The organism is Nitrosomonas sp. H1_AOB3 (assembly GCF_015709435.1).
GTDB classification, from domain to species: domain Bacteria; phylum Pseudomonadota; class Gammaproteobacteria; order Burkholderiales; family Nitrosomonadaceae; genus Nitrosomonas; species Nitrosomonas europaea.
On sequence record NZ_CP054389.1, the window covers coordinates 2,184,184 to 2,202,125 of the forward strand.

General features: G+C 51.2%; 17 protein-coding genes. 12 read left to right on the top strand and 5 right to left on the bottom strand.

Annotated features, from left to right (window positions below; genetic code table 11):
- Positions 1-206 precede the first annotated feature (206 nt).
- The gene (locus HRU73_RS10235) at positions 207-554 is read left to right on the top strand and encodes a hypothetical protein (RefSeq protein WP_281870973.1); all 348 of its coding nucleotides are present in this window, start codon (positions 207-209) and stop codon (positions 552-554) included.
- A 323-nt stretch (positions 555-877) separates the two neighbouring features.
- Here the strand turns inward: HRU73_RS10235 and HRU73_RS10240 are convergent, their stop codons facing one another.
- Positions 878-2,350, bottom strand: coding sequence for a helix-turn-helix transcriptional regulator (locus HRU73_RS10240; protein ID WP_287398623.1), 1,473 nt, complete (start codon positions 2,348-2,350; stop codon positions 878-880).
- A 338-nt stretch (positions 2,351-2,688) separates the two neighbouring features.
- On the opposite strand from HRU73_RS10240, the gene HRU73_RS10245 reads away from it, so the two are divergent.
- From HRU73_RS10245 to HRU73_RS10275, 8 genes are all read left to right on the top strand, one after another.
- A complete protein-coding gene (locus HRU73_RS10245) occupies positions 2,689-3,045 on the top strand; it encodes a BON domain-containing protein (protein WP_011110781.1) in 357 nt (118 codons plus the stop codon).
- Positions 3,046-3,096: 51 nt separating this feature from the next.
- Positions 3,097-3,216, top strand: a complete 120-nt coding sequence (locus tag HRU73_RS13550) for a CsbD family protein (protein ID WP_459543571.1) — start codon at positions 3,097-3,099, stop codon at positions 3,214-3,216.
- Positions 3,217-3,467: 251 nt separating this feature from the next.
- Complete coding sequence (locus HRU73_RS10250) at positions 3,468-3,641, top strand: DUF1328 family protein (protein WP_287398624.1); 174 nt, start codon at positions 3,468-3,470, stop codon at positions 3,639-3,641.
- 114 nt (positions 3,642-3,755) lie between these two features.
- Positions 3,756-4,076: a BON domain-containing protein gene (locus HRU73_RS10255; protein ID WP_287398625.1), complete on the top strand. Its 321-nt coding sequence runs from the start codon at positions 3,756-3,758 to the stop codon at positions 4,074-4,076.
- Positions 4,077-4,626: 550 nt separating this feature from the next.
- Positions 4,627-5,136: a sigma-70 family RNA polymerase sigma factor gene (locus tag HRU73_RS10260; protein WP_041356291.1), complete on the top strand. Its 510-nt coding sequence runs from the start codon at positions 4,627-4,629 to the stop codon at positions 5,134-5,136.
- A complete protein-coding gene (locus HRU73_RS10265) occupies positions 5,137-6,186 on the top strand; it encodes a FecR domain-containing protein (RefSeq protein ID WP_287398626.1) in 1,050 nt (349 codons plus the stop codon).
- A 130-nt stretch (positions 6,187-6,316) separates the two neighbouring features.
- Positions 6,317-8,821, top strand: a complete 2,505-nt coding sequence (locus HRU73_RS10270; protein ID WP_287398627.1) for a TonB-dependent receptor — start codon at positions 6,317-6,319, stop codon at positions 8,819-8,821.
- A 327-nt stretch (positions 8,822-9,148) separates the two neighbouring features.
- Entirely contained in the window at positions 9,149-9,592 is a 444-nt protein-coding gene (locus HRU73_RS10275; protein WP_287398629.1) for a hypothetical protein, read from the top strand.
- A gap of 38 nt (positions 9,593-9,630) precedes the next feature.
- Here HRU73_RS10275 and dapE read toward each other — a convergent pair whose 3' ends face one another.
- Genes dapE through lgt form a run of 4 tightly spaced genes read right to left on the bottom strand, consistent with a single transcriptional unit; the run spans position 9,631 to position 13,607 of the window.
- Positions 9,631-10,761: a succinyl-diaminopimelate desuccinylase gene (dapE, locus tag HRU73_RS10280; RefSeq protein WP_287398630.1), complete on the bottom strand. Its 1,131-nt coding sequence runs from the start codon at positions 10,759-10,761 to the stop codon at positions 9,631-9,633.
- A gap of 50 nt (positions 10,762-10,811) precedes the next feature.
- Entirely contained in the window at positions 10,812-11,591 is a 780-nt protein-coding gene (locus tag HRU73_RS10285) for an ABC transporter ATP-binding protein (RefSeq protein WP_287398631.1), read from the bottom strand.
- Positions 11,591-12,745 (bottom strand): MlaE family ABC transporter permease, encoded by a 1,155-nt coding sequence (locus HRU73_RS10290; protein WP_050731292.1) that lies wholly within the window; start codon positions 12,743-12,745, stop codon positions 11,591-11,593. The genes HRU73_RS10285 and HRU73_RS10290 overlap by 1 nt, the downstream gene beginning before the upstream one ends.
- 25 nt (positions 12,746-12,770) lie before the next feature.
- Positions 12,771-13,607, bottom strand: coding sequence for a prolipoprotein diacylglyceryl transferase (lgt, locus tag HRU73_RS10295; protein WP_011110757.1), 837 nt, complete (start codon positions 13,605-13,607; stop codon positions 12,771-12,773).
- 126 nt (positions 13,608-13,733) lie between these two features.
- Between lgt and ilvD the strand changes: the two genes are divergently transcribed.
- Genes ilvD through HRU73_RS10310 form a run of 3 tightly spaced genes read left to right on the top strand, consistent with a single transcriptional unit; the run spans position 13,734 to position 17,833 of the window.
- The gene (ilvD, locus tag HRU73_RS10300; protein ID WP_287398632.1) at positions 13,734-15,407 is read left to right on the top strand and encodes a dihydroxy-acid dehydratase; all 1,674 of its coding nucleotides are present in this window, start codon (positions 13,734-13,736) and stop codon (positions 15,405-15,407) included.
- Positions 15,408-15,428: 21 nt separating this feature from the next.
- Positions 15,429-17,498 (top strand): thioredoxin domain-containing protein, encoded by a 2,070-nt coding sequence (locus HRU73_RS10305; protein ID WP_287398634.1) that lies wholly within the window; start codon positions 15,429-15,431, stop codon positions 17,496-17,498.
- A 23-nt stretch (positions 17,499-17,521) separates the two neighbouring features.
- Positions 17,522-17,833: a c-type cytochrome gene (locus HRU73_RS10310; RefSeq protein ID WP_041356284.1), complete on the top strand. Its 312-nt coding sequence runs from the start codon at positions 17,522-17,524 to the stop codon at positions 17,831-17,833.
- The last annotated feature ends 109 nt before the right edge of the window (positions 17,834-17,942 follow it).

The following is a 17,942-nucleotide window of genomic DNA, read 5'->3' on the forward strand; positions in this document are numbered from 1 at the left end:
GCCGGCCGCACTGAAGCAATCGGAGCAGGAAGCGAGCTCCGGTTTTTGCGGATGGATTTCCGCGAGCCTGCGGATACGGGCTGCCTGTCGTTTACTTGATCCGGACAGGTATCACAGTTACCAGTGACAGGGGCGTTATGCCATACTGAAGCTCTTCAAAGTCAGGAAATTTTATATATCGTTAATTTATTTCACGGGGCCAAGCAATGAAGCAATCCATCTTTTTTCTTACTGCGCTGATACTGTTCCATGCTTCAAGTAACGCAGGCACGCTTGTCAATGGTACCTGGTCACCAATGGGATGCGGTGAACGGCCTGTAGCACCAGTTGTCAGCGCTGCCAGCGTCGAGGACTATAACCGCAGTGCCGAAGCAATCAATGAATGGCAGAAACGCGCCCAGCAATATAATTCCTGCCTGGTTGACGAAGCGAATGCAGACAATGCACTGATCGCCAGAACGGCGAATGATCAGCAGGCGAAATTCCGGGAAGAGATTGACCGGATCAATGCAGAAACCGACAAAGCGAGGGCCGAACTGGATAGTAAAAGGTAATTCTTGATACGGTAAATGATGGGCAGTGTGGCCCCTTCACAATGAACTCAATGCTGCAGGTCTGTCTGCAAAATCAGTGCCTCAAAGAGGTGCAGCAAAATCATACGCTCGCTTGTTTTTCGATGTACCTGGCTGAATACCGTCTTAATTGGTTACTGCCGCCTGAGCGGGCTACTGATTTGCGCACTGTGGAGACTTTTAAGCCATGCGGTGGAGGATCGAAAAGTGTATATGGGCACTCGTTTCACGCAGAGATACCCTTCCAGAACGTACTCAACTTATTTTTTGATGTCTGATAAACAGGACAAAATCCACCATTCATATCAATAGCTAGCCAGTCCGCGTTCGCGCCCCCAGACGACTGCAGCACTCCGACGGTGTACGCCGATCTTGTCGTACACCGCCGCAACGTGGTTGCGCACCGTATTGCGTGACAATTGCAGTATCGTCGCAATGTCGGCATCGCTTTTGCCCTGGCAGATCAGGCTCAGCACTTCCTTTTCACGCGCTGTCAGAATCGAAAGCTCCAGCTTTGAGTCAGTTGCTCCGGAATGGCGCAATTGGGCAAGTTTTTCCATCACAGTTTGACTGAACCAGGATGTATCTTGCATAACTGCATCAATGGCAGCAATCAATTCTATTTCAGTACGCTTGCGATCCGTGATGTCTTCAAATACGCACAGCACACATGCATCATCGTTAATAGTGACAGGCTCTGCCGAAATCAGCGTATCCAGCATGATACCGTCCGCTCCGCGCAGTGGCACTTCGTAGTTGCGGATACCACCCCCCTCATGCAGTTCGTCGCGTATACCCGCCAGTATCCCGGCATCTTCCCACAGGCCAATTTCAACCACGGTCTTACCCTGAATTTCCTCGTTCCTGTACCCCGTAACCGATTCAAAAGCAGCATTGACCGCTATCACGCGCCATACTGGCTCGACGCAAACCATCATCGGGATCGGAGCCAGGTCGAATGCCTTGGAAAAACCCTCTTCGCTGCGTTTCAGAGACTCCTCGGCCTGCTTACATGCATCCAGATCGATAAAGGTAAACATCATGCATGCTTCATTGGCGACTTCGATCGGTTGACCAGCCACAATCACGAATTTGTCGATTCCCCCTTGCACACGCAATATCGCCTCCTGTTGCGCAATGGGTTCACCCTGCTGAAGTGATTGGATCGCCTGTTCGCGATATTCAGCTTCACGCAAAACATCCAATTCGTACAACGATTTATCAATGACCTGATCACTGCTGTAACCCGTCATTCTCAGGAAACCACGGTTCACTTTGATGTATCGGGTATCCGACAACCGGCAAACCACCGCAGGTGCAGGATTGACCGCAAAAGCGCGTTCAAAACGCCCTTCAGCATTGACTTGTTCGGTCTCATCCCTGATCACGATGGCCACAGCCTCGATTTCATCATGCGCTCCTGTGAACAGCACGCTGCGCATGACAAGCACACGACGGAAATCAGAGTTTTTCCGGCGTAGCGTCAGTTCCACCCTGACATCATCGAATTCCTCGCCTGAGACGGCACGCGCCACCGGATATTGTCTGGCAGCAAGTTTATGGTGATTCAGGTACATCAGCACAAAGCGCTTATGGTACTGGGCAGCAGTTACTCCAAGTTCTGCAAGCTGCTCACAACCATGCATGGCAAGTGCAGCCTTGTTAGCCCAGGTAATCTTGCCACTCGGATCAATCAGGAGAACTCCCTCAACCAGATGTGAGATGAGTTGCTGAAGCTGTTCCCGACCGGTATCCGGCTTGTTCTGTTTTGTATCCATACGCCCCCTGCAAGGCAAATCTCTACCAGAACCCGAGGTTTCCATACTCAATCACAAAATGATAAGAGAAATGATAATGGTATAGAAATACTACATTATTCAGTAAATTTGAATCTTACTTGTCTGCATAGTGCCATGATCTAATGAAGGCGGCCAGTCAATGAAGTAGTAGCGTACTACCGCACGCCTGGCTATCCCATGCAGGTGTTCAGTAGTCACATGCAGCAAAAGTACGATAAGCAGGTATGTCTGATCGATAAACATAGCTGACTTGTGCATGAGCTGAAAAACTGCTGGCCAGCTCTAATTTTTGATAGAACAGGACAAGGAGAACTATCATGAAAATCAAAACTTTACTTTCAATCATTACTGCAATGGCCTTGTTGATACTTGGTACTGAAGTAGCAACCGCACAATCTACGGGGGTGCCTACTATTGACAGCGGATCTCCGGAAAGCAATCAGCCGTTGAATGATACGATGATTACTACCAAGGTCAAAGCAGAGCTGGCCATCGCCGAAGGGATCAAAAGTGGTGATATATCAGTCGAGACAGTTAATGGCGTAGTTATACTCACTGGTACACAACCAAACGAAATGCTGATCAAGAAAGCCGAGGAAGTTGCCAAGAGCGTCAAAGATGTCAAGCAGGTAGATATCTCCGGCCTGACAGTGAATACCACCACAGCCGATTAATCAGACTGGCAGCAGTTGTTTATTTTTAACCTGAATAAAAAGGAGTCAAAAATGAACGAAGACAGAATCAAGGGTCAGTGGAAGCAATTGGCAGGAAAAATCAAGGAGCGCTACGGCATTGCTCATGATGAAGCCAGGAAACAGGTCAAAAAGTTTCACGACTCGCTGTAAGGCTAATGCTATTGGCAAGCACGAAATACATCAATACCGGTGTATTTCGTGCAATATGCTGTTTTTGTGTACCTGGCACAAACCATAACCCAGGTAATGTTGTAATCGTGATGGAAACCAGAGAAACATAATGCTGCATTACGCCATCATTTTTGATCACCACGCATATCCAGAATTTTTCGGTTTTATTTGAGGCTCCCAGTCTGGCAATGAATCAGACCGAATTCTCAATCAAGACCAGGAGCAAACAAATGCTCAAATGGGCCATCATCTTCGCGATCATTTCATTCATTTCGGGTATATTTGGTTTCAGAAGTACCAGTGCCGGCACGGCATCAATCGCAAAATTTCTATTTTTCCTGTTCACGCTTATCACGCTTGTGTTGCTTGTTCTCGGGCTTCTCGGCATTGGGGTGGTAGCTTGACACAGAAAATATAAAATGCCAGGTGACTATCATTGAAAAGTGCGATATTTTTCTAAATGTATGTTGCATAAACTACCTGACTCAAACCATACACTTTTATAAAGGAGAAATATCATGATGATATCTCGTGTAATTGCAATCGTGGTCATCGCCAGCGCTTCCATGGTAATGGTTTCCAGCTGTTCAGTCGCACGGCACCAGGAGTCCGTGGGTGAATATGTAGATGGCTCGATTATCACGACAGAGGTTAAAGCCAAGTTGGCGAATGATCCCGGCACTTCAGCAGCCAATATCAACGTCAAAACCATAGAAGGTGGTGAAGTGCAACTGTCCGGATTTACCAAATCACAAGCAGAAAAAAACCGTGCAGGCGAGCTGGCACGTACTGTCAAGGGTGTCACCAGAGTACATAACAACCTGGTAGTGAAGCCTTGACGAGTGCCAGCGCTTGACAAAATCGCGGAGTAGTAGCTCCGCACAACATGGTCATTGCTGTTTTGCTGTGTAGCGTGCTCGCGGCGTTACTGCTGGCAAAGGGCCGGTTCATGGATTTTTCGCTTGCAGCGCTTATGATGATCTTGGCTTCTTGCCCGATATTTTGGTCTTTAGGGAATCTCTGAAAAACGTCGACGAGGCAGTCAGTTCAAGGCAAAAATCTGCGAAGAAGCGGAGTTTATACGTAATAAATGAGCATTTTAAGCCGATTTTTAACGCAGAAATGGCAACGCAGGTAGTTTTTCAGAGGTTCCTTAGGGCTACGAACCAGAACCGGGATGACTGCTATGTTGTAGACAAGTACGGGTTTCCCAAACCAGCAAGATTACATTGAAACTACTATCCGACCATATATAATGAGAATCATTATCGAATCTTTGTACAGATTCTCTGATGGATACTCTGGATACCCGTGATGCTTGGAGTATAGCCTTTCGTCATATCGATGGGTTTACTTTGATGATCAATGAAATACTTGCTGGAGCCTGCTTTGAGCGTTAATCCCATCCATTCTGACTCGATTACCGAGCTGTATCAGGACCATCACGGCTGGCTCCATGGTTGGTTACGCAAAAAACTCGGGTGTTCTCATCAGGCGGCTGATCTCGCGCACGATACCTTTATGCGCCTGCTCACACGGGAAGAGCCAATTCTCATTCAGGAACCACGCGCTTTTCTGACTACGGTCGCACAACGGGTTCTGGCGAATCACTGGCGACGTAAGCAGATCGAGCAAGCCTATTTTGAGATGCTTGTACAGCATCCCGAGGCTTCAGTTCTTTCAGCCGAAGAATGCGCCATTCTGCTGGAAACACTCCTGGAAATCGATCATCTGCTGAATCGTTTACCACTACCGGTCAAACGTGCTTTTTTATATGCTCAGTTGGATGGCATGAGTCATGCCGAGATTGCGGCTGAATTGAATATTTCGATTACGACCGTTAAACGCTATCTGATCAAAGCCGGTGCACAATGCTACTTTGCACTGGTAATCGATTGAATGCATCTCGATAACGAGGCTGATCACCATTCTGAAAACAAGGCAGAGGCTCCCGGTATTCAGCCAGCCGTCACTCGGAATGTAGCTGATATTTCACCGCAGATTGCCCAGTGCGCAGTGGAATGGTTAGTCGAACTACAAGCGACTGATCACGACGAAGCCACCCATGAAGCATTTCAGCGATGGCTGGCGGCACATCCCGATCACAAACTTGCCTGGCAACATATCGAGACAGTCAATACCCGCTTCAACGGGCTGACTTCACCGCTTGGTTCAGCTGTTGCCAAAGCTGTTTTGACGCCACGTCGTTCCCTTAAGCGTCGCCAGATCATCAAGACACTGGTCGTCATATTGTTCGCTGGTAGTACCGGCTGGTGGGCTAATGAAAAAATTCCCTGGCGGGCATGGACAGCCGATGAACGCACTCATATCGGTCAACGGCGCAACATCACACTTGCTGATGGCAGCCGCGTCGTTCTCAATACCGATACCGCCATCAATATCCGGTTCACGGCAAATGAACGCCGACTGCAATTGGTACGTGGTGAAATTCTGGTTACCACAAATCAGGACAGTGCATCAATTGCGCGTCCTTTCATCGTTGAAACCGCTCAAAGCGAGCTGCGTCCGCTTGGCACTCGCTTCACCATTCATCAGCAGACAACATCGAATCGCCTGAGCGTATTTGAGGGAGCAGTCGAAATCCGGCTGCGCCAGGATATCAACTACCGGCATGTCGTGCAGGCTGGCGAGCAAGTCGATTTCAGCAATCAGGGCATTCATGAAATACGCCCGGCCGATGATACGAGCACCGCGTGGAGTCATGGCATGATCATCGCCAGCAGTATGCGGCTGGCCGATTTTCTGGCTGAACTGGATCGCCATCGTCCCGGCAAACTCAACTGGGATCCGGCCGTAGCCGATCTGCGCGTTTCCGGCACCTATCCCCTCACCGACCCGGAGGATATTCTGGATGCGCTGCAAACCACCCTGCCCGTAAAAATTCAATATTTCACGCGCTATTGGGTAACAGTAAGGCCTGCATCGTAAGTTACCTCAGATACCTCCATCTGCCTGAAAAAATTTTTCTGTTAAGTGGTCTTTTTTCGATTCTCGCGGGACATAGGAAACGAGTACCTCTTTTTTAACTCGCTTCATTTAACCCGACAGGAATCGGAACATGAATCATCCGCATAATCATTTCTATGTTTTCTGTGAAAAGCATTTCCCGGGCATTGTATGGGCAAGTATTATCTGCCATACATTGACCACCCTTACGATCCTTCTGCCGCCTGATAGCGTTCAGGCTGCCGAAACACCCGCCCGGAACGTTCCCGCTGTTACCCCTTCCCGCAAAACCTATCACATCGCTGCCAGTTCGCTGGAAACAGTGCTTAACCATTTTGGCCGTGAAGCGGGCATCCTGCTTACCTTCTCGCCGGATACGACTGCTGGCCTGCAAAGTACGGGATTACAGGGCAGCTATACACTCCAGGAAGGGCTGGATCGATTACTGGCCGGAAGTAACCTGTATGCAGTACGAGATACCAATGGAAAATACAGCTTGCATAAACTGTCGAAAGCAAGTGCAGCAGAAGGAAACGCAACAATACTACCGGAGATCACGGTGGCTGCCGATAGCGGACAGACGGGAGGTCTGCCCCAACCCTATGTGGGGGGACAGGTGGCAAGAGGGGGGCGACTCGGAATTTTAGGCAATCGAGACATCATGGACACACCATTCAATCAAACGAGCTACACGGCGGAATTAATACAGAATCAGCAGGTGCATCATGTCGCTGATATCCTGAATAATGATCCAACCGCTCATGCAAATGGATCCACGTCCACAGGGGCGGATGATTTCAGCATCCGCGGCTTTTATGTCGGGAATACGGATCTACTGTTCAATGGCATGGCAGGTGTCACTCCCTCCTTTTTCAATTCCATGATGGCTGAATCCATCGAACGTGTCGAAATACTTAAGGGTCCGAATGCTCTGCTTAATGGTGTCACTCCGAATGGTAGCGTGGGCGGCGTAATCAATATGATCCCCAAGCGGGCGGGCAACCAGCCGCTAATCCAGTTCACTGCTAGCTATATTTCCGATTCCCAGTTCGGCGGGCATGTCGATATCGGCCGACGCTATGGCTCAGACAAACAATTCGGTGTGCGCCTCAATGGCGTATATCGAAATGGTAATACTCCTATCAATTATCAATCACGGGAATCTGCCTTAGCAGCAATTGGTCTTGATTATCGGGGTAAGCGCCTGCGTTTATCTACAGACTTTGGCTATCAGTATCAGAATTTGCAAGGCATCCGCGACTACACGACAGTTGCTGCGGGCGTGCCAATTCCCAAAGCACCTGGTACTCGTAACAATTACGATGGCCCTTATGATTTCAGCAATCCCGAGGTGCTTTACGGTACGTTTCGTGGAGAATATGATTTGACCAGCTATTTAACTGGATTTGTTGCTGTGGGCGGCAGCGAGCGCAGCACGCGCTATATCTTGACCAATCGAACCATTATCGATGCGCCAGGGAATCTGATGGCCGGTTCCAGTGGCGTTGGCCTATCAGCTGACAAGATGTATGCATGGACGCTGGAAACTGGGCTGCAAGGGCACTTCACGACGGGTGTGGTGAAATATCAAACGACTCTAGTTTATACGACTCTCGACAGAGAATGGAGACGAATTAGTGTGCCCGCGCCCTTAGCTTATCCGACATCGAACATCTACCATCCAACATTCGGGCCCAAACCAGATTCATCTTTACAACCGGGCCCAGACAATGCTCGGAAAATGCAGGATTTGACGCTATCCAGTATAGCGCTGGCTGATACGCTATCGATCCTCGATGAACGAGTACAGCTGACCCTGGGTGCACGCTTGCAGAAAATTGACTCCACTGGCTTTAACAGGAATACCGGTGCTATCACTTCCAGTTATAAAGAAGACAAGATAACGCCAATGGTTGGTCTGGTGGTCAAACCCTGGCAGCAGGTGTCACTATATGCGAACTATATACAAGGCTTGCAACAAGGTCCTACCGCACCGTTGACAGCGGTCAATGCCGGGGAAGTTTTCGCACCCTTCGTAACCCAGCAATACGAAGTTGGTACCAAGATAGACTTCGGTCGCATTGCCACTACTTTGGCACTTTATCAGGTTGCCCAGCCTAGCGGCATTATCGACCCTGCCACTAATGTCTTTGGCGTCCATGGTGAACAACGTCACCGCGGGGTGGATTTCAACGTCTTTGGTGAAGTAATCAGAGGTGTACGCCTGCTAGGGGGTGCGGCCTATATCGATTCTGAATTGACTAGAACACAGAATGGCATCAACGATGGCAATCGAGGACCTGCCGTTCCCAAATGGCGGCTAGTGCTCGGTGTGGAATGGGATACACCTTTCTTCACAGGATTTACCTTGTTCGGTCGAGTCACTCACAATGGCCCCATGTATCTCAATGCGGGCAACACTCAAAAAATCCCTGACTGGACACGATTGGATATGGGCGCCCGATATATGTTTGAACGATCCAATGGCAAACTCATCACCCTGCGTGCAAATATTAATAATGTACTCGGTAAAAACTACTGGGATGCGAATGCTTTCGGTCAACTTACCTTGAGTGATCCCCGGGTTTTCTTGGTTTCAGCAACTGTTGATTTTTAACACAATTGATGGTTCCCACGCGGAGCGTGGGAACCATCAATTCGGGGTAATGCGATCGAATCATTTCCAGCAATGGCTGGAGAATAATCCGAGCGATGCGGTTCGTACCTTATCGCATCCTTGTATCTCTAGAGAGAGAACACGCCGCAATTTCATTTGTGCATAGCGTTTGATCACCAATGGATTGATCACACTGACCTTGCGTCCGGCTTCAAACAGAGGTTCCTCACCATGTAAAAGCCTGTAACAGCTCCAGATACACCCGCTTTACTTGTTATACTGCTCAGCCTGAAAATAACTGATCAAAATTACATTGATGGAGGAGAAATGGATATTTTGAGTTTGGTGGCAGGATTTCTGGCGGGTGCGCTTACGATTTATCTCGCCAGTTATTTCATAAAGCCGAGTGAAAACAAGACACAAAAAACGGTCGATGCAGGCACTATCAATTTGTTCGATCAGTTGTGGCAGACACATGAACGCCTGCTCAACGAAATGAAGCAGGATGTGGAAAATCCCGATTTCAAATTTCACCGGGAATTTTATGTGCTGAAAAAAGGCTGGGGGTGGGAGCGCTGGGGGTTCCATCGCAGAGGTCCCTGTATCGCCTATTTCCTGGAGGATCACAGTGATCTGCTGCCGTTGCTGGATTCGCTGACTTCTTACGGATTGATCAGCCAGACCGGCGAAACCGGGAAAAATACCGCCAGGTTTCAACTGAGCGAAAAACTGGTTGAGCTGCTGCGTGGAAAAAATACAAATAAATCCTGATTTTCTGTCTTCACTTCAGGCAATCAACACATCTCTTATCAAAGCAGCAGGTTTTCCAGCGTCAAACGGTAAATTCGGGCCAGGCGTTCGATATCCGCAACTTCCACAGATTCATTGATTTTGTGGATGGTTGCGTTGCGCGGCCCGAATTCCACCACCTGCTGACATATATCAGCGATGAAACGGCCATCGGAAGTGCCACCGGTGGTGGAAAGTTCCGGCTCGATACCCGTTACCTCGCGAATGGCCGCACTGACTGCGTCGGCCAGGGTTCCTCTCGGGGTAAGGTAAGGTTTACCGGAGAGTTCCCAGATCAGTTCATAATCCAGTCCGTGCCGATCGAGAATTTCATGTACCCGTGCTTTGAGTGAATCGACCGTGCTGGCGGTGGAGAAACGGAAATTGAACAGCAGGTTGATTTCGCCGGGAATGACGTTGGTTGCGCCGGTACCGCCATGAATGTTGGAAATGTGCCAGGTGGTGGCGGGGAAATACTCGTTACCATTGTCCCACACGGTTTGCGCAAGCTCGGCAATGGCCGGTGCGGCCGTATGGATAGGATTTCTGGCCAGATGGGGATACGCAATATGCCCCTGGATGCCTCTGATAGTCAGATTACCTGACAGACTACCGCGTCGGCCGTTTTTGATGGTATCGCCCAACTGGTTGGTGCAGGTGGGCTCGCCCACGATACAATAATCGATCATTTCCCCGCGCGTCTGCAGTGCTTCCACGACTTTTACCGTACCATCCACTGCCGGCCCTTCTTCATCCGAGGTGATCAGCAGCGCAATCGAGCCTTTGTGGTCAGGATGCAGCTCAATAAACTCCTCGATCGCAGTAACGAAGGCCGCCAAGGAGGTTTTCATGTCCGCCGCACCGCGCCCGTAGAGAAAGCCATCCCGAACCACCGGCGTAAAAGGATCGCTATCCCATTGTGCAACCGGCCCGGTCGGCACGACATCAGTATGCCCGGCAAAACATACCAGCGGTGCGTCGGAACCTTTTCTCGTCCACAGATTTTCCACTTCACCGTAGTCCATGGATTCGCTTTTGAACCCAAGCCCTGCCAGCCGATGCATGATCATTTTCTGGCAACCATCATCGTCAGGTGTCAACGAACGACGTGCAATCAACATCTGGGCAAGTGTCAGGGTACTGTTGGACATTGTGTTTCCTTGGTTTGAAATTCGAATGAAATAGCAGGGCGACAAATAAATCAGTGTTGCTGCAGAGCACGCAATGCATTACGGCCGCGCATCCCTCCAAAAAAGGCCGTGATGAACGGATGATCGATGGTGATGATTTCCGGTATCGGCCCCAGTGCAACGATACGCCGGTCGGCCAGTACAGCCACGCGATCGGAAATCGCAACCAGGGTATCCAGATCATGCGTAACCATGATGACCGTCAGCGCCAGCTCCTCACGCAATGAGCGTACCAGGTCGACAAAACCCTCGCTCAGTGCAGGATCGAGTCCGGCGGTGGGTTCATCCAGAAACAGCAGCTCCGGATCCAGCGCCAGGGCACGTGCCAGCGCAACCCGCTTGACCATCCCGCCCGATAGCTCCGCCGGCATTTTCCGGGCATGTTGTACCTCGACACCGACCATACCGAGTTTCAGCATGACCAGTTCGCGTATCGTGCCCTCACACAACGTACGCATTTCCCGCAATGGCAACGCCACGTTTTCGAAAACCGTCAACGCGCTGAACAGTGCACCCTGCTGAAACAGCACACCGGAACGAGTACGCAGTTTTCTCTGTTCCTCACGGCCGCAATCATATCGTCTCGCCCCTAATATCCTGACACTGCCCTGTGCAGGCGTGACCAGCCCGAGCATCTGGCGCAACAAAGTGGTTTTGCCGCTGCCGGAGCCGCCGACCAGCGCCAGAATTTCTCCCTTGTATACCGTCAGATCGATATTTTCATGGATGATGTGGCTGCCAAAGCGGGTAGTCAGCCCGGTGATCTCGATAACCGGATCGATGGTTGCCATCAGCTCGCTATCCTGATACCGATATTGGAAAACGCCACGGCAAAGATAGCGTCGATCAGAATGACGGCGGTTATCGAAGTCACCACGGAATTGGTAGTACCTTCTCCCAGGCTTTCGGTATTGGGTTTGATGCGCAACCCGAAATGACAGGCGATCAGGGCAATCGTCATACCGCAAACCATCCCTTTACCCAGACCGAGCCATAAATTGGCAATCGGCACGGTATCAGGCAAAGCAGTCAGCGCATAGTGAATACTCAACCCGATCTGTAGTTCTGCCGCCACCAGCCCGCCCAGCAACGCGATTGCACTGGTCCAGAGTACGATCAGCGGCAAGGCAATGCCCAGTCCGATGATTTTGGGCAGCACCAGCCTCATGCTGTGGGGAATGCCCATCACCGTCAGCGCATCCAGTTCCTCAGTAACACGCATGACACCCAATTGTGCTGTCATGGCAGAACCGGAACGACCGGCAACCAGTATGGCGGCGAGCATCGGGCCCAGTTCCCGGATGATGCTCATCCCGAGAATATTGACGATGTAGATATCCGCCCCGAACATATGCAGCTGCTCTGAAGTAAGATAGCTTAGGACGATACCGATCAGAAATCCCACGACAGCAGTAATACCAAGGGCCTGCGCACCGGTACGATACAGGTTTGCAGAAATTTCCCGCGCCGGAATTCTGCCTGGATGGGTCATCAGAAAAAAAAGATCCAGCACGATCTGCCCGGACAGGGTGATCATGCCGGTCAAATGGTCGAGAAAGCGGAGCAACTGTTTTCCCAACATAGAGATGGGCAAAAACAATATGCGTCGTGGCTGCTCGGGTAACGATACCGACTTTTCCAGCCGCAAAAACATTCTCTCCTGCTCGGGTCGCAACAGCAGATGTGCAGGCCGTTGTTCACCCCATATCCGCCACAACATGACTGCTCCCGCATAATCCAGTTGGCTGACATCAGTCAGATCCCAGTGCAGGCTACTGGCGTCAGATTGGCTGGCCAGTTTTGCCAGTTCTTTTGTTACTGTGGGAAATGATCGATCAAGTGAGGTGAGCGTAAAGCTGCCAGTAAGCTGTAGAAGGGTATCACCTGCTGCCGTGGTAACAAGCCGATACCGGGAATTATTCCCGGCCGCCAAATCAGAGGGCATGGCCATATCCCGATCGATTTGCCGGTCAATCCCGATTTTTACGCTCGCGCGGCAGTTTCCGGGCCGCTTTTTCCGGTTTGCCGTCATATCGGTATGCCCAGTATAAAAGCGCGATACCGGCTGCAATCATCGGCAGGGACAACCACTGCCCCATACTGATACCCAGCGTCATGATGCCGAGAAAACCGTCATCCGGCTCACGGAAAAACTCACAGAACGAGCGGAATGCACCATAGCCGATCATGAACATTCCGGTAACGGCACCCAGCGGCCTTGGCTTGGCAGAATAAAGCCAGATCAGCGCGAAAAGCACCAGTCCTTCCAATGCGAACTCGTAAAGTTGTGAGGGATGGCGCGGCAAATTATCCGCATACGGAAAAATCATCCCCCACGGCACATCGGTGGGGCGCCCCCACAATTCACCATTGATGAAATTTCCGATACGTCCCGCTCCCAATCCAAGCGGCACCAACGGTGCGATGAAATCCGTGACGGCCAGCCATGAAAGCTGGTACTTGCGCGCCAGACACAGCATGGCGATGGCAACACCGAGAAACCCGCCGTGGAAGGACATGCCACCTTGCCAGATGGCCAATATCTCCAGCGGATGCTGCAGATAGTAACCCGGTTCATAAAACAGGACATGACCCAGACGCCCACCCAGAATCACACCCAGCACTCCGTAGAACAATGCATCATCCAGCATTTCCCGGGTAAACACGCCATTGGGCTGTTGTCGGATGCGATAACGCCCCAATAGAATGAACAGTGAAAATCCGAGCAGGTACATCAATCCGTACCAGCGAACAGCAAGCGGACCGATGGAAATTGCAACCGGATCGAATTGTGGGTGAACGAGCATGGGCAGCAGCCTGACTTACGGTAAAATATTCATTATACGGCAATGCCCACTGATCGCAGCAGACATCACCCGCGATCATCCCCTTATCGGGCCCGTAATTCATTCACCTGTCCATGAGGAAACAATATGCCAGATAATCGACGCAGCCAGACCATTACCCAAGGTGCACAACGCACCCCCAACCGCGCCATGTTACGCGCAGTCGGTTTCGGTGACGGAGACTTCGATAAACCTATCGTCGGGGTTGCCAACGGTTTTTCCACCATCACACCCTGCAACATGGGGCTGGATACCCTTGCCAAATGCGCCGAACATGCGCTGAAAACCGCCGGTGCCATGCCGCAGATGTTTGGCACCATCACCGTATCCGACGGGATCTCCATGGGTACCGAAGGCATGAAGTATTCTCTGGTTTCGCGCGAAGTGATCGCCGATTCGATCGAAACCTGCGTACAGGCGGAAAGTATGGATGGCGTCATCGCCATCGGTGGTTGCGATAAAAACATGCCAGGCGCCATGATCGCGCTGGCCAGACTGAACGTACCGTCCATCTTCGTCTATGGCGGTACCATCAAACCTGGCCATTACCAGGGCCGTGATCTGACCATCGTAAGCGCTTTCGAAGCCGTCGGACAGCATACCGCGCACAAAATAGACGATCATGAGCTGCTGGAAGTCGAACGCCATGCCTGTCCCGGCGCCGGTTCGTGCGGTGGTATGTACACAGCCAACACCATGTCATCTGCCATCGAGGCAATGGGAATGAGCCTGCCTTACTCTTCCACCATGGCTGCGGAAGATGAGGAAAAACGGATCAGCGCCATACGCTCCGCCGAAGTACTGGTGGACGCGGTCAAAAAGCAGATTCTGCCGCGCAGCCTGATCACCCGCAAATCCATCGAAAATGCGGTATCTGTCGTCATGGCGGTGGGAGGTTCGACCAATGCCGTGCTGCACCTGCTGGCCATCGCCCATGCAGCCGAAGTGGAATTCAGCATCGATGATTTCGAAGCCATTCGTGCACGCGTACCGGTACTGTGCGATCTGAAACCTTCCGGACGCTATGTAGCCACGGATCTGCACAAAGCGGGCGGTATTCCGCAAGTGATGAAAATGTTGCTGGTACACGACCTGCTGCACGGCGACTGTCTGACCATCAGCGGACAAACCATCGCGGAAGTGCTGAAAAACATTCCCGAACAGCCACGTGCCGATCAGGATGTGATCCAACCCTGGGACAATCCGGTATATGAACAGGGGCACCTGGCGATCCTGAAAGGTAATCTTTCACCAGAAGGTGCGGTTGCCAAGATTTCCGGCATCAAAAATCCCAGCATCACCGGCCCCGCCAGAGTGTTCGATTCCGAAGAAACCTGCATGGCTGCCATTCTTGAACGCAAAATCCAGCCAGGTGATGTGGTGGTCATCCGCTACGAAGGCCCACAGGGCGGACCCGGCATGCGCGAAATGCTTTCTCCCACTTCAGCACTGATCGGTGAAGGGCTGGGTGATTCGGTCGGGTTGATTACCGATGGGCGTTTCTCCGGTGGTACCTACGGAATGGTGGTGGGCCATGTGGCACCGGAAGCATTCGCCGGCGGAACGATCGCCCTGGTACAAGAGGGAGATTCGATTACGATCGATGCACACCGTCGCCTGCTGCAACTGAATGTTCCTGAAGCCGAGCTGGAACGCCGCCGGGCAGCCTGGCATCCACCTGCACCACGCTACACACGCGGCGTACTGGCGAAATACGCCAGACTGGTATCCACTGCCAGCCGTGGTGCAGTCACCGATTAATCTATTTTCAGCAAAAATCCAATGCCTAATCATCTTGCCGGAGAAACCAGCCCCTATCTGCTGCAACATGCGGAAAACCCCGTGGACTGGTACCCGTGGGGAGAAGAGGCATTGGAAATTGCACGGATGCTGGATAAGCCGATACTGCTCTCCATTGGCTATTCCGCGTGTCACTGGTGCCATGTGATGGCACATGAATCATTCGAGGATGCTCAGGTCGCCACGGCCATGAACGAACATTTCGTCAACATCAAGGTCGACCGTGAAGAACGCCCTGATATCGACCAGATTTATCAGAGCGCGCATTACACATTGAACCATCGTTCAGGAGGATGGCCGCTGACCATGTTCCTGACGCCCGAGCAAAAACCTTTTTTTGGCGGGACTTACTTTCCGAAAGAGGCGCGCTACGGTATGCCAGGGTTTCTGGAACTGCTGCCAAAAGTAGCCGAGCTCTATCGCACGCGTAAAACCGATATCGAGAAGCAGAATGCGGTATTGCTGAAATTGCTGGCTCAATCGCTCCCGGCACCGGATACCCGTGCTTCCGCACTTTCCCGGCAACCAATCGACCGTGCCTGGGAGCAATTGAATCGCCTGTTCGATGAAACCGACGGCGGTTTCGGAGATGCACCCAAATTTCTCCATCCGGCAGAGTTACAATTTTGCCTGCGGCGTTATGTCACCGACAATGACACGCGGGCACTGCATGTCGTGACCCACACGCTGGAAAAAATGGCACAAGGCGGCTTGTACGACCAACTGGGGGGAGGATTCTGCCGTTACAGCACCGATCATTCCTGGCAGATTCCGCATTTCGAGAAAATGCTGTACGACAACGCACTGATGCTGCCCCTCTACGCGGAAACCTGGCTTGTGACCGGCAATCCACTGTTCAAACAGGTAGTCGAGGAAACGGCTGCCTGGGTCATACGGGAAATGCAATCCGGGATAGACGGGGAAGGTGGCTATTTTTCCTCGCTCGATGCTGACTCTGAGCACGAAGAAGGAAAATTCTACGTCTGGGATCGTCAGGCGGTTTCGGCAATTCTGACACCGGAAGAATATCGGGTGACAGCGGCTTATTATGGCCTCGACCGCTCACCCAACTTCGAGAATCACCACTGGCATCTTGCAGTCACGGAATCGATCGAGACAGTTGCAGCACGCCATCAAATCAGCCAGGAAGCTGCACAGCAACTCATCGACAGTGCCCGCAGAAAATTGCTGAACGAACGCGAACAGCGTATTCGCCCGGGGCGTGACGAAAAAATCCTGACGAGCTGGAATGCGCTGATGATCAAGGGCATGACACGCGCAGGACAGATTTTCGAGCGCGAGGAATGGATTAGTTCAGCCGTGCGGGCGCTGGATTTCATCCGTAGCAGACTGTGGCAGGATGACCGCCTGCTGGCAACTTTCAAAGACGATAAAGCACATCTGAATGCTTATCTCGACGATCATGCATTCCTGCTGGACAGCCTGCTGACACTGCTGCAGGCCGATTTCCGGCAGACGGATCTCGATTTTGCCATTACCCTGGCCGATGTACTGCTTACCCGGTTTGAGGACAAAACATCCGGCGGATTCTTTTTTACCAGCCATGACCACGAAACACTCATCCATCGACCCAAAACGGGCCATGATGGCGCAATTCCAGCCGGAAATGGCATTGCCGCCACTACTTTGCAACGACTGGGCCATCTGTTGAATGAACAGCGTTATCTTGAAGCAGCCGAACGCACGCTGAATGTTTTTTCCAGCGGATTGTCACTGCATGCCAGCTCGCATTGCAGTCTGCTGATCACGCTGGAGGAATTCCTCGAGCCGACAAAAACAGTAATTCTTCATGGTAACCGGCCAGAACTGCAAATTTGGCTGAAAGCACTGCTTCCTTATTCGCTTGACAAAATAGTGATCGCCTTGCCTCTGGAACTTTCCGAATTACCCGACAGTCTTAAAATGCGCTCTACCCCAGATGGAAAAATCAGTGCCCGGGTGTGTGAGGGCAGGCGTTGTCTTCCGGAGATCCACTCGCTGAATGAACTACTGCAAATGTGTAAGCTTCACGGTAGAATGGCACTCCCTTAATCATTCATAAAAGGAAAAATATGATGAAAACAGCTTGGTTAGGTACATTTGCTGCTTCAGCATTATTAGTAGCCGGTTATGCTCAGGCAGATGCTGATTTGGCCAAAAAGAACAACTGTATCGCCTGCCATCAGGTCGAAACAAAAGTCGTTGGCCCTGCACTTAAAGACATCGCAGCCAAATATGCTGATAAAGACGATGCAGCCACATATCTGGCAGGTAAAATCAAAGGCGGCAGCAGCGGTGTATGGGGACAGATTCCAATGCCGCCAAACGTCAACGTGAGCGATGCAGATGCCAAAGCACTGGCAGACTGGATCCTGACGCTCAAATGACCTGACGTTTAAGTTTGAATGCGGGCCGATACCGGAAACTGTATCGGCTTTTTTGTTTCTGCAACATCCTTCTGTGATACCTCTGTGATGCCTGTCCGTTTGCAGATAC